The 13791-nt window shown below is 38.1% G+C and carries 12 protein-coding genes; 1 reads left to right on the top strand and 11 read right to left on the bottom strand.

Annotation, left to right across the window (positions count from 1 at the left end):
* Positions 1-29: 29 nt before the first annotated feature.
* The 11 genes from ACO1B7_RS16405 to ACO1B7_RS16355 all read right to left on the bottom strand — a co-directional run bounded on the left by ACO1B7_RS16405 (position 30) and on the right by ACO1B7_RS16355 (position 12244).
* The gene (locus tag ACO1B7_RS16405; RefSeq protein ID WP_005028612.1) at positions 30-3212 is read right to left on the bottom strand and encodes a hypothetical protein; all 3183 of its coding nucleotides are present in this window, start codon (positions 3210-3212) and stop codon (positions 30-32) included.
* Positions 3213-3273: 61 nt separating this feature from the next.
* Complete coding sequence (locus ACO1B7_RS16400; protein WP_423090404.1) at positions 3274-4437, bottom strand: hypothetical protein; 1164 nt, start codon at positions 4435-4437, stop codon at positions 3274-3276.
* A 46-nt stretch (positions 4438-4483) separates the two neighbouring features.
* Entirely contained in the window at positions 4484-5371 is an 888-nt protein-coding gene (locus ACO1B7_RS16395; RefSeq protein ID WP_005005914.1) for an HNH endonuclease signature motif containing protein, read from the bottom strand.
* 110 nt (positions 5372-5481) lie between these two features.
* Positions 5482-5895 carry a hypothetical protein gene (locus ACO1B7_RS16390; protein WP_005005912.1) on the bottom strand — a complete coding sequence of 138 codons (414 nt, stop codon included), beginning with the start codon at positions 5893-5895 and terminating at the stop codon, positions 5482-5484.
* Between the two features lie 167 nt (positions 5896-6062).
* Positions 6063-6638 (bottom strand): hypothetical protein, encoded by a 576-nt coding sequence (locus tag ACO1B7_RS16385; protein WP_423090403.1) that lies wholly within the window; start codon positions 6636-6638, stop codon positions 6063-6065.
* Positions 6639-6648: 10 nt separating this feature from the next.
* Complete coding sequence (locus tag ACO1B7_RS16380; RefSeq protein ID WP_005028620.1) at positions 6649-7530, bottom strand: hypothetical protein; 882 nt, start codon at positions 7528-7530, stop codon at positions 6649-6651.
* A gap of 5 nt (positions 7531-7535) precedes the next feature.
* A complete protein-coding gene (locus ACO1B7_RS16375; RefSeq protein ID WP_043041532.1) occupies positions 7536-9059 on the bottom strand; it encodes a DotG/IcmE/VirB10 family type IV secretion system protein in 1524 nt (507 codons plus the stop codon).
* Positions 9060-9080: 21 nt separating this feature from the next.
* Complete coding sequence (locus tag ACO1B7_RS16370; RefSeq protein WP_423090402.1) at positions 9081-10037, bottom strand: DotH/IcmK family type IV secretion protein; 957 nt, start codon at positions 10035-10037, stop codon at positions 9081-9083.
* Between the two features lie 4 nt (positions 10038-10041).
* The gene (locus ACO1B7_RS16365; protein ID WP_005005897.1) at positions 10042-10725 is read right to left on the bottom strand and encodes a DotI/IcmL family type IV secretion protein; all 684 of its coding nucleotides are present in this window, start codon (positions 10723-10725) and stop codon (positions 10042-10044) included.
* 10 nt (positions 10726-10735) lie between these two features.
* On the bottom strand, positions 10736-11023 hold the full coding sequence (locus ACO1B7_RS16360; RefSeq protein ID WP_032055042.1) for a hypothetical protein: 288 nt from the start codon (positions 11021-11023) through the stop codon (positions 10736-10738).
* The gene (locus tag ACO1B7_RS16355; RefSeq protein WP_227518656.1) at positions 11024-12244 is read right to left on the bottom strand and encodes a hypothetical protein; all 1221 of its coding nucleotides are present in this window, start codon (positions 12242-12244) and stop codon (positions 11024-11026) included. It lies immediately after the preceding gene.
* Positions 12245-13320: 1076 nt separating this feature from the next.
* Here ACO1B7_RS16355 and ACO1B7_RS16350 point away from each other — a divergent pair.
* The gene (locus tag ACO1B7_RS16350; RefSeq protein WP_032055044.1) at positions 13321-13767 is read left to right on the top strand and encodes a DotD/TraH family lipoprotein; all 447 of its coding nucleotides are present in this window, start codon (positions 13321-13323) and stop codon (positions 13765-13767) included.
* Positions 13768-13791 lie beyond the last annotated feature (24 nt).

The raw sequence follows: 13791 nt of genomic DNA, 5'->3' as shown, positions 1-13791 counted from the left end.
TTAACGCAAATCTATATAGCTGATTGGAGTTAAGAAGAAACAGCTTCAGACTTACGTTGGTTCAGTAATTTTTTCTTCATGTTTTGCTCAAGTTCATAGCGTTGATATTCAACAACCATCTCTTGTGCCATGGTAGAAATCACTGAAGCAGTTGCTTTGTTTTCGTCAAAGTCCGTGCCTTTATTTTTGGCATTTTTCTCAATCATGGTACGCCGTGTCTTAATCTGGTTCTTCGCACCTTTTGGATAGAATTGTGCAAGGACCTTCAACGCCTTACCACGTTCACCGATAAGGTCATACGTGTAGTTACGGAGCGCACGTTCATCGGGATGTGTACTGAGTGACCATAAAAGGATTGGACCAAGTGAAACGGTATATAAGCCCGAACATTCCATTTTTTCGAGTTTAATTTTACTGAAGTACGTTAAGCCTTGATCTGAGAAACCTACGTTACCTGAACCAAGCGCATCCATTTCTAGTTGAGTTAGACCGATGCTGTCACGAATAGCTTCACGAGATTCGCGTGTACCAGGATCGACAATCACATACGCCGTAGCAAAGCCCACCAAGTCTTTAAAGTCTTCTACTTTGTGAGATGCCAAGTTAAGACGAGCACCCCATTTACGCAATGTACGTGCGTCTTCAGCCAATTCTTCTAATAGGATTGGATCGCCTTTCGCAACGTGCAATTCGTCATAAGACATAATTTTGCGGTCTTCAAGAAGCTCATTAATCAGTTGGGTTGCATATTCACGATAAGCTTGTGGGAATTTTGGAATATCGTCACGGCTCACGGCGAACTTACGTTTAATGAACATCCGTACAATCTGGAAGAATAGCGATGTAGTTTTAGGATCTGATGATGTCGCAACTTCGTTTAAGTCGATAGAAGCTACACGAGCGTTACCAATGTCAAAGTTGGTGTGATAGAAGAATGCTGGATAGGTATTTTGTGCAGCCATAATCTGATGCGCCAAAAAGTCCAGTGCTCGTTCATTATCAATATGAACATCACTCCAAACATCTAAAATTGATGAATCAGAAAGTGTTTCAATCATATCGCCAATAGTCGGCATTGCGTAACGGTGAGCCAACGTGCGTCCACGGATCTCATTCATTGAATGGAAAAGATCACGTAGAGCGTAATAAGAAATATCCTTACCTTGTTCAGAATGTGGCTCAATCAGTCCGTGTTTTTCCATGATGCGATCTAGTTCTGGATCTGCAAAGCGCATGTACTTACGTGCTTTATGATCAGCATTCGTATCATCAGCAAAATAGAATGTACGGCGTAGGACCGCACCAATAACGTCAGAAGTGTTTTTGGCTGGTTGCCCTTTCAATTCAGGCGGTGTTACCAATGAACTTAAAAACGCTGTCATTTGACGCATTTCGTAGTTCAACGGGTAGCGTAAGCCCATACTGAATTCAAGCGGATTAATCGCTTCTTCTTTTGAGTTTTTAATACGCTTATAGATGGCATAGTGACGTAGCTCTTCAGGCAATGAATCTTGCACTGTTTCTACTAACCCACGGCTTGACTCACCCACATCGACAATATAGGTCAACGGGATACGTTCGTTACCAGGCATCATGATGTCCTCAAGCATGCCTTTGTTCATTGTGACCGATTTACCCGTACCCGGTTTACCAATGTTAATAGTCGTCCATACAGTCACTTCATTTGAGAACGAATCAAGAATAATCAGTTTACCGTCTAAGGTTTTGTTGAGCTGATGCCCTTTATGGAATGGTGAGTTAATACGTGTCAGCGGTAACATGTAGAACACATCAAACAACGGTGCTGGTGAAATAGGTGCGTGATTACGTACCATCAAGCCCGGTATATGTGATGCCCAAGTCAAAATAGGATCGCCAGCCTGTTCCATGACTTTTGCACCGCCCCACGCTTCAAAACTCTTCCAAAGCTTTTGGCGCCGTCCTACAAGAATGTTTACACCATCTTCGGTATTCGGTGCCCATGTCATCATGGTCATTTGCAGACCAGCAACAGTGTCTACTTGATCTAGGTCATTTTTAGTGGCCATCAAAATGTTACCAGCATTACGAATGGCTTTGTTTTGTGCCGTCATAAAGTGAATAACGCTTGATAACGTGCGTTTCATCATGGTTCCAGCCATACCATCACCAGTAATACAGTAACTCACCGCATATGGGATAGAACGGATGTTACCGTTAGTGTCGTGCGTTTTGGCCTGGTGTAGTAAGCGGAATAGCGTTTCAAACGTATTCGTCTTAGCTGGATATATATCTACCATCAATGGCGCATATACAACGCCGTCAGTGATAACACTTCCCACTGGATAGAATGAACCTTGACTTGTACCAGGTAAGATCGCATTCGTCATGAGTTGTTCTGAGATCGGTTGATACAAAACGTGTGACGCATCATGTTCTGATGGTATTTCTTTCCAACGCATCGGTAAGCGTGTATTCAACATCGGCACAGACAAGGTGAAGTCATCTGAAGTTGAATGTGAGGCAATTTGTTTTTTAATCGTTAGACCAGCTTCAATAACATTCAATACTTCATAGATTGCTGGAAATTCTTCAGTTGAGAGTGAGTTTAAGAATTGTGAGACAAAAGACTCATGGTGTACGTATAAGCTGTCCGATGATTTAAGCATGTCTTGAGCATTGACCGTACTTGGCATTGTAATTTGCGACAGTAGCTTTTTACGGTTTTTTGAGTCTTGAGCTTTATCGATTGGCGATAGTAAGGTTGGCTCAGAGATTAAAGCGATATAACAGCTTTCGTTAAATACACCGCCTGAAATGGTTTCTGTCATTTCATCAATGATGATGTCTAGATTCATCGCACAACGCGCCGTGGTCGCCTTTTGCATGGCGTTCAAGTCATGAATGGCGTATGGCGTCTCATGGTCTACTTTGAACGCTAGATGAATCGTATGTCCACGGTCTTTGAAGTAGTTACGCATGTTGCTCGTCATCAAACCAATTTGACGGCTGAATGCATCACCACTAATTAAACTCTTAATCCCCTTATATTCGATGATCGTAATCATTGCACCAGTTTTTGTGACAAACGTATGTTCGTCCGATACTGTTTCTAAATCGCAATAATCCTCTACGTCAGCTTTCATGCTTTGTAGGAATAACATCAATATAATTTCAATCTTGGAGTAACCAGTCTTATTATAACCAGACTTCTCAGCTTTCTTCTTACTCATTTAAACACCTTTATTAATTCACCTTTCTACGTCTATCTTTGATTAGACATGTCTTTAAGCATTAAGCACTAAAAAACGGTAATTCTCTTAAAACGTTAATCGCACTGTCGAAATCCTTTTTTTGAATTGCGACCTCAAGACTTTTAACAGAGGGTTTTAAGCTTGTATCTAAAACCAACCTTAATAAAAGCTCATAGAAGGTACTGTTAAAAGGGATATTATCATTTTTTGAATTAGTAAATACATCAGTTTTAACGGTTTCGTCCTCTTTTAATTCGACATACTTCTTAAAACTATTTAGGTCAAACACTAAACCCTTATTAAGCAGTTGCCAAAACGCCGTTTCTAAAACCTCTTGGCTTTCCCCTAAAGTACCCACCTTGAAGTTTAAGGAACCTGTATTTTTAAGTTGGAAGTGAACCTTATCAAGCTCTATGTAGATCTCTTTGTTCTGGTATAAGCCCTGTTCGTGGAAAACTTTAGACACCGATAGCTTTAAGTTTTGGTATATACAAAAAGATTGCAGCGAACTCATTTTTAAGTTGCCCGTATCTATCTGGTTTGTCGCATCTTCTACGGACGTTGGTAGGTGTATCATCGGAAAGTAGCGTGTCAGTTCTTCAGACAGTTTCTTTTGTTCCAAAACGCTTATAATTGATAATGGATTGTCAAATCCAAAGTTGGTGCTCAGTAATTTCTTATGCTTCACACTCACACTTTGCTTAACCTGTATTTCAACGTCTAAGCCACTCAGCGCCGTTATTTTGTTTAGGTGTACCAAAGTGTCATCCAACAGCAAACAATCGCTGTTAACGGGGATATTCATCAACAGTAGCGCTTTAATCAGTGGATCTTGAAAATGCCCCGTTGTGTCTTCACCAGTTGTTGTCTGATTCCCTATCGCTATATGTACAACATGGAGTAGCAATAGCGTGTTAGATGTATGGCCAGTGTCCCGTGTCGTTGGTATATACAAATCGTTCAGGAAGTTGAAAGCCTCAGTACCTATAACGCATAAGCGAAATATCGATAGCTGATCGTGCGTTTCCTTTGGTAGTGCATCTATCCCAAGTTCCCAATATTTGTAGATGTATGGACCAATAAATGAGTATTCATCATTCAATATGTCCGTCTCAAATACGCTATCCAATACCGCTATATCATTCACTATGTCAGGCTTAAATGGCTGTAACACTATGCCCGATATAACCTCTTCTAAGCTCATATCTATGTATTCGGTATCTGCTAAGCATTCTGTCATTTTTGTGAGCTCACTTATCACCCAAACCCTTAAATACATCTAGTGTTTGGTAGTACTCATACTGCTCGTCAGTAAAGATATTCGGGGAAAATACTATGTAGTGGTTTGGCAGATTAAAGCTCTCGTATGCTTCGTCTGATACCTTTTCCAAAGCTTTTGCGAGTTGATACAAAGAAAAGTTTTTGTTCTCTTTGATGGCATTCAAATACCACTCTTTGTACTTGCGGAGCTGGTCTACGTAATCAACGTTCGCTACCAACATATCTTCTTGCTTGGCTTCTTCATATTCAGCCATTGTGTTGAACTTAATGTCCGTGAAGTACAGTTGGGTATCAATGCTTTGGGCTCGTGTCTTAATCGCATTAAACGCCTGTATATCCTCAAACATATTACGTGCGTATTCTGCTTCAGACATCTTTGTAGGATTAGGGCGTTGATGGCGCTTTAACGGCTCTACAAGCAAGCTTTGGCGATGTCGCCGTGCGAACTTAGCAAGCTCAGGATCTTGGTTGTCAGACTTATGCGATAACACCAGTAATGAACGTTGATATTGATTAAAGATCTCTTGAGGTATGTTCGTACTCAATACGCATATTTCAGCTTTCTTTTCCAGTGATAGTGCAAAGATGTGGTTTTGTGCATGGCATAGCGTACAGACCGCTACAATGTTCTCAGCCGTATGATTGCTATGATCGCCGTCTAAGTGATGTGGCTCTAAAAAGTATTCGTCATAGAAATCACAAAAGTAGCATTTAGCTGGTTGTGAAGACATTATTTGCTTTATTGTCTCATTGGTTTTAAAACCATCATGGATAGTTTTATCTTGACGTATCTCTTGCTTGTCGTTTACGCCGTTAATAGGTCTTAAAATACCAAACTTACGGTTTATATGTTTCACTTAAACCCCTTAATACTATTAAGTAAGGTCTAATTAAAACATGTATATACTATTTTTAAAATAAAAAAAGCGCAGCCTAAGCCACGCTTTTAAACTTATTTATTATTATATTACGCTTTACCAGTAATAGTGTTCGCAGCAGAGAACATGATGAAGCCTACGATTGATAACGCACCACCTACAATAATACAGATCCAAGCAGTTTTCTTTTTCTTTTGTTGATCTTCTTCTGATGTATACATCATATACAAACCAGTACCAACTAAGCCTAAACCAAGCACCATGAACACTACGATTAAGAATTTATAAACGTTTTGACCTAATGTTTCACCACGGCCTAAGATTTCATTCGCATCAGAACCAGCAGCGTGTTTTCCGTAAGCTGAACCACCCGGGTTCCATGTGCCAGTGTTTGCATATGCAACTTGACCCATTAATGCAGAAACAAAAGCTAAAAACATTACTTTTGCGCGGAATGCAGTCGCTTTTACAGTGCGAACTGAGTGTTTTACTAATGATACCATTGTCACTTTCCTTTTATTTAATATACGGGAGCTAATCTCCGCACTGTAATTAAACATTCTTAAAACCCTATTGCTTTAAGTTGCTTAATTTTAAACTTCTCGTTAAATATCTTCAATATCTTATACAAGGTTTTTAAGAAACTCTCACCCTATTTTAAGAAGATTGTTTAAAATATTGTAAAAAAGGTACCTCCTATTTGTGTTCCAAAGGTATTAACAAAGGCATTGTGTACGTCCTGAACGTATACGCATAATACACCTGTTATAATTAAAACCCATGCTTTGCGGTATGTCGCATTGCCTTGAGCATCAATTTTCCCTACAAAACCATATAAGCCACGAGCTACCGCTATAATCCCTACCAGTTGCGTAAAACCTACAACCGCCGTAACGATATATGCACCTAAATCATTAGCACCAGCATTAGGCAAGTAACTTTGTACCGTTACAAGTTCTATGCCATTACCACCAAACAATGAAGAACCTAGTGCACCAATGATATATCCGTCATATCCAAGTGATGCAAAAGCACCACCGATAAGAACCTTCAACAATGCCCCACCAGTGGTAGGCTCTTTCATTCCATGACCAAAGAACTTTTGTTGAGGTGATGATGCTTGCACTAAGTCAAAAAGCGCCGTGCCAGTAATCACCAACCCCGTTACAACAAAGCAAATGCGTATAAAGCTTAGTAGTGGACCGTATATGTTTAATATCGCTTTAACTATATCTAATGCATCCACGCTATTTTCCTTATTTCACCCAAATGGCTTGTTCGTTTTCGTCAGCAGCATAGACCGTGCGATTGTCTGGCATCTTCTGACCTACATAGACTGTATATGTATGGTTTTGAGAATCTGTCATCCAAGCACGATCGCCTACAACCGCAAAAGCATCCAAACGTTTTGCACCTTTTGGAATTGATAAGGTTTTAGATCCCGATGTACTTAAAGCCTTTTGCTTAGTCTGGTCTTTAGCTATTGTGATTAAACTAGTCTTTAATTCCTTAATTGCCTGTTCTTGCAATTCAACAAGGTTTTTAAGATCGTCATTTTCAGCTTTCAGTTGTTCATTTTTGATTTTGGTTTCTGATTGAGCAACTGCAGTTTGTTCGCCGTTTTGTATTTGCCCTTGCGCTTGCTCTTTTTCTTGCAAACGGTGTAATAAAACAAGTGCATTCGTACCCTGACTTTGATAGAAGCTAATTGCCTCTTTTCCTAGATCAGAATCAATCGGATACGACATGGATTTGTACATAATCATGTATTGACCAGTGGTAGGATCTTTAAACACAATATTTTCATCAACAATGAACGCCGTATCATCAGCAATACTATTGTCCTTTAAAGGTTGTTGATTTTGGATGTATGTTGCTTGTGTTTGTTGAATGCCTTGACCAACAGTATCAATGGATTCTGGTGTTTGTTCTGGAGCAACTGCCGTGCTGACGTCTTTTGGTTTACTCATTTGTATCCAAAAGAAAGTACCAATCATAATTAAGGCAATAACACCAATAACAATAAGAAGTTTTGGAGGAATACCACCCTTCGCACCACCTTCGCCTTTTTGGGGTTTGCCTTCAGCATCTTTTAGATTTTTCTTTGCCTGTTCAGCAGTCATTTGATTATCAGACATTTCGCTTACCCCTTACTTTTCGGTGTTGTTACGTCAGCATCAAAAAAGACTTCAAATACTTTTCCGCTGTTAACGATATACGTAGTTGGTCGAACTGTTGATGTACGTGCCATGTTCGCCATTTCCGTACCAACGTTACCAATGATGTTCCCGGCAATTTCTTTATCGTTTGGCTCTTCCTTCGTGCTTACAACATTGCCAGTATTTGTGATTTGGGTTGTACCAATGTTTTGATAGGCTTGTCCGTACCCCTCAAAGATTCCAGCAGTAACCATACCGCCAAGCTTTTGCAAAGTGTGTTTTTGGACTTTATCAGCCATACCCGATTGTTTTGTTCCAAGAGTTAAAGCTCGTACTTGGATTGCATACTCTTCGCCCTTAAACAACATACGGGTAAAGTTAAATTCAATATCCGCAGTATTCAGACCAACAGTACCAATAAGTTTTGCGCCGTTAAATTTACCGCCAATAACAGTAGCAAATAGGTTTTTACCTTTATCAGTATTCACACCTGTATCTAAACGCGCTTTCATTGTTGTACCAGCTTTAATGATTGCTAGTCCTTTAGTAGATTCGCTAGTCGTTTTCGCAACGTTCAAGCTTCCAAGGTTTTGTTGCCCTTCCGATGCTTTAGTGTTGTGTGAATATTTATATGTTGAATATCCGTTGACCTTGTTCTTTGTATTAGAAAACGCAGCAAGTTGATCAACAAAAGCAGTTTGACTTAATTCACGCGTTGCAACATTACGTTCTGCATTAGCAGCTGCTTGTTGGCCATATACATTAGCAACATCATTAGCAGCAGATGAAGCATGTTCATATTGTTGCGCGTAGTTAGTTTGATAAATCGGTGCGTTTTGATTAGCACCGTTTTGTGCTTGTGGTTGTTGTGGTAGACCACCGCTAGTTGGTTGAGGTAATGCGCCACCATAAGCACCACCTTGATTTGCCATATTAGCTCTGGCCATCTGGTCAAGTTCAAGCGTAATGTTTGGTGTACCACCTTTTGCAGAACCGTTTACAGGTTGCCCATTTGGACCTGTAATAAAATTCTGATCGTTCAGATCGCCGTTTGGATCTTGTGTTGCAACTGTTTTAAATTCGGGTAAATAGCTTTCACCATTTTTGCCAGCTTGAGCAGCTTCTTCAGCTTGTTTTTGACGTTCATATTCTACGTATTCAGGAGGGATAACATTTGTACCCTGTCCTTGGATTTCTGGTGTAGCAATAGCAACCTGATTATCTAAAGCTAGTTGGTCACTTTTCCCCATTGGGTTAAACATAAAAAAGCCTAAACCACCAACTACTACCAAACCAATAATTGCAACAACGCGAAAGCGCGTATCTGCAAAAACACGTTTTTTGTTAGCAGTTTTAATACTTGTATTTTTCAGTTTTTTAGGTTGGTCTTCTTCTGAATGAACTTGGTTTGCAGAAATAATAGTTTCATCGGTAGTACCTACTTCAGTGCTACGACTAGAATTCTCTTCAATGTCATTCGGGTTATTTTGTTGGTTCGTTGAATCCATTTTTACTTCTCACTTAATGACTTAAAATGCGTCTTCGAGGTAAACAGTTTTAGGTGTACCGCAAGTCGTTGAAAATGTGATGTATTTCAGATCTTCAGAATCTTCATAACGGAAGATCTTCATACCGTTGTTAGCGCGGAAAGAACTCAAAAAGGCTGGTTGAATAACACCAAAGTTACTACGCACATATATATAGCCACCAAACTTCCAAGCACGGACATTAGGACTATCGGTTCGCATTTCGACAGCACCTTCAGGCGCCAAGCCATCCATAAATTGCAAACTCACACCATCTGGAATAATCGATGTTTGATTGCCTGTTGAATACATAGCTTTGGCTGTTGGGCTTCGACCAGGTATACGTGCGTCTACACGAACATCTAAATCACGTTGGCCAGTAGCTAACATCAAAATTACTGGAGCACCCAATCCCTTTAATGTGACCGTTACGTTTCCGAAAGCAGCTGGATCTAATGGTTCGATTGAAAGGATGTTAGTTTCAGGGATTTCATCTGGCTCTTTTTCGTTTTGCTCACCCAAACCATCTGAGAAACGTCCACGGTCCAAAGAAATCTTTTCAATGTTCCATGGATTTCCTGAAGAATCGGTAAAGACAATAGTAGATAGCATGCCAGCGCTTAAACGAATTACTGGCGGTTCCTCACCAGGGTTTAATGAAATACCCAAACTACGGGTTTTCGCTTGTGGCGTATTTACATAAGGACTAGAAAGGCTTCGTTTTTGTTGCAACAAAAGTCCTTTAACTATTTTTGTTTGCTCAGGTGTGAACTGCAAACCAACAAGGTTGTGAACCTGTCTGTCAATTTCCGATGCTGTATCAACTACCTCAGGTGCAACCAAAGGAGATTGAGCATCCGCAAAAGTATTCGGGGGCATATCAGCAGCATTAACTATTGTAGTTAATGCAGTAGAAGCAAAAAGAGCCAAAGATAATTTTTTCAATTTCATAAGTTTCATCCAATTAACGCGCTGGAGTTAACGTAATTGTCTTAACAGCAATACCGTTGTAGTTCAGATAAGAACGTGGATGCTCAACAATAGTAACTGTCGCAATGAAGCGGTGAGTCTCTTTAGGTTGTTTGTCACCTAAAAAGAATTGAGTAGTGATAGGAACACGAACAGTCCAACTAGGTTCTGCAGCATGTAAATCACGGTTTTCGATTTGTGGAACATCAGTAGCAGTAGTTCGCATCGTTAGGTTGTTTTGTACGATTGTGCCAACTGTTTGTGATTGAGCGATTTGCTTCATCAATGAATCTTTACCGCCCTCAGTGAAATACATTGAACCAGCATTGTTAATAACGTCACGCCAGTTCAAGAAATCAAAGTTGTAGACAGAAAGTATTGCACTCTTACCGAATTCAGAAATAACAACGTCAGTAACGCGAGGGTTTTTTGATGCTTCGATTGGACAGATAACCGAGTTATCTACTGTTTGAACAGCTTTAACTTTAGGGTATGCATTAAAGGCAGCAAAAATAATCATCGCAAGAACAGCACTCACGATAAAAGCGAAAAACACGAAAACAAGCCATCGTCTTAACTTTGCAATCTCCTTATCTTTTTCATCCACCTGTTTTCTTAGCCAAAGACTAGGATCACAAGAACCTATTTCAGCGTTTTCATTAGATTTGTCTTTAGACACAACAGCACTCCTATTTCGCTGGCTGATATATAACAGATGGAATTGGACGATCTGATTTAGAGCTAAGCACACACTTAACTGGTGTGCCGTCATCAAAAACCATAGATTCGAAATCTGTTGTGGTGAGTTTAAAAGCCACAAAACTAAGCGTTGTTAAAACGGTTAAAATGCACAATGAGGCAAACGTACCAACCAACACTCTTAAAAGCCTTGCGTATTTTCTTTTACCTATTATTGATACTTCAGCGTAAGGAGAGCCCCATGTTGAAGTAGTCAAATTAGTTTTAGAGTTATCCATTTAGTCAATCACTAAACCCGACTTTAATTCGTCCTTATAATAGTCGGTATTAAACTCATTTGCTATATTAAGATCAAAATAATAAAAGGTATCTAGGTTATTAGCTAAAAGTGTTTTAACAAATTCATGGCTACCATTAACGTTTTCAATAGAATCTAAAGTAGGCTTTATACTAAAACCACTATGGCCTCTCCACTTTCGCCCATAAAAGTTAGAAGCAGTATCTTTACCAGCATGTCCAAAAGCACCAGCTATCACAAACTTATCAATACCCTTTACCTTAGCATTTGCAATACATTGATGCCTTGTACTGTATAAAGTAGGTCGTTGATCTTCATTAGTTAAAACCTTGCCTCTAAGTTTAAAGTAATTGATATAACTTAAACGTAAACGCTCTTGCAGTATTTTAATAAAAGTCTGTTTTTCATCCCATCCAAAGGTATAGCCACTACTTTTATTTAAACTAGATACCTTTCTCACATACCTATTTAGCAAGTTCCAGTAAAGGTATATCTTTTCTTGATCTTCATGTTTAAGGTCATCAAGTATTAAATACCTTTTAAGTCCATTAGCCCGACCATGTGTAGCCTTGCCATTTTCCACAATCATGATCAGTTTTGGTCCTTTTACTGCACAACAGAATGAAACGGAAAACCACTCAACAGGACGCAATCCAACAACAAGATTGGCATCAACAAAAGCAACCATCATCCGATCAAACTCACTAACCCTAGTGTTACTCTCGTTCTTATGTTCGAATTCTCTTACCAAGTAGTTGTAAAACGTGCGTTCAAAGTACTTTGTTTTCAGCTCAGAAGTACGCTTAGGTTTGTCCTTGTTAGCTGTATATTTTGTGTTAATGATTCTTAAATATAGTTCTTCTAAAAAATATTCATCAAAACCAGCATCTATATCTTCATCATTAATAGAGCCATTATTTAGCTCATTAAGCTTTAGACCGATTCCATATACTAAATATGCACGATATGTTCTAAATGTAGATTCCGCATAATATCCATTTTCAGATTTAGTTTTAAATTCAGAATATATGTTTTCATATAACATTTTTAAATCTAGCTCTGAACTATCTAAATGTTTATCAATCTTTTGCTTAAGCTCAATATCATATTTAGTCTTAGTAGAATACGGAAAATCTTCTATACGACTTGTATATTCTTTTAATGTCTTTGGATAGCTATTAGGATTCTCAAAACTGCTCACCACTACCACCCTTAATCCACATGCAAAACATGAGCACATACTACAACGTTAAACACCTTTCTAAAAGTACTCGTTAAAACGTTTTTCACTTTAAGCAAAATGTTTTTCACTTTTAAGCCCAATAAATGCAAATGTCTTTTTTGACTCCTCTCTTGTTAGTACAGTGGAAAAATCAAAAAAATGAAGTTGAGAAATCATAAAAACACAGTGGGCCTTTTTTACAGTGAAGTGCTTGATATGCGTAGTTTCAATAGTCTTTTGCCAGTGCTGATGCCTTAAATTTTTAGGGATAAATACGACTCTAAGCACATCATTATTGCAGTTTAATTGGTGTTTAAGGTGTAAAACTTTATATTTAAGATGCACAGCACTAAACCATAGGGTAGGTTTTTATAAGTAGCAGTTGTAATGTCTTTAAAGTTTTAAATTAGTAATGGTATATACCAAGATGCATTTTTTCTTCAAACAGTTTTTATCAATTTATTTAATATTAAAGAAGCTGACTTATAAATAAATTGCATTATCCACATTAATATTTTTATTGTTAATTAAAAAACTATATAAACATCTTTATTAATGTACTTCTATATTGTAAAATATAAATTACAGTATTAACAATATTTTAAGTAAAAAATAAACTAAATCTAGTTTGTTATTTTCTGTATAAAATTTATTCTAAAAAAAGAACAATAAAGATAATAAAAAGAAAGAATAAGACTATAAAGGATTATAAAAGACGTCTAGCAAACTATAAGAGCTCATTTACTCTCTACAATTGATTGAAAAAAGTACGTTGTATTTCCATTTCAGATAAGTACTACTAAAAAAAAGCATTGTTTTGGACAGACAATGCACCTAAAAAGAGTATTTTTTACAGATTTGTCTTGTTTAGGCCAGGTACGACTGCCTAAAGAACGGCCTTAGATATACGTTAAAGCTTATAAATTAGGTTTAAGCGAGTGTCTAAAAGTCGGCTTTATACCTTTTAAGGGTTTTTTTATAATTAATAAAGTGCATTTTAAAAGTTTTTAGACTAAAATCATTTTGTCTTTATACCCACTTAATCCGGAGTAAAAATGAAGTACAATAAAAAGCTTTTAAGCGTTCTTGCAATTGGTTTAATGATGTCTGGATGTGCTAGTCGTGATGTAACGCAATTAAACGTAGCAAGCCCTTTATCTATTATATCTGAAGCATCTCAAGAGGCTTTAATTGCACAACAGAATTTAAAGAACTCTACTGCAATTCAAATGCAAACTGCTCAGAAGAAACAAGGTAGCATCAACCATGACCTTTTAAATATCGACTACATAGGCGATCCAATACCTTTAATTAAAAGTATTTCTAGCCAATACGGATACCGTTTTGTAGAAGCTGGTCCTACCCATGAGCTTCCAATTGTTAATTTTAATAAAAAGCGTGTTACGGGTGTAGAAGCTTTACGCAATATTTCTGCATATTTAAATACTGCTTCGATAACTCTAGATCATCAAAATAAAAGTATTTTATTGACTTATAACTAACACCCTTTAAATCCTTTTATAAAT

Source organism: Acinetobacter lwoffii, from assembly GCF_049367455.1.
Classification (GTDB): Bacteria; Pseudomonadota; Gammaproteobacteria; order Pseudomonadales; family Moraxellaceae; genus Acinetobacter; species Acinetobacter lwoffii_W.
Note: the sequence above shows the minus strand (reverse complement) of the source record. Positions and strands in the feature narration are given on the sequence as shown.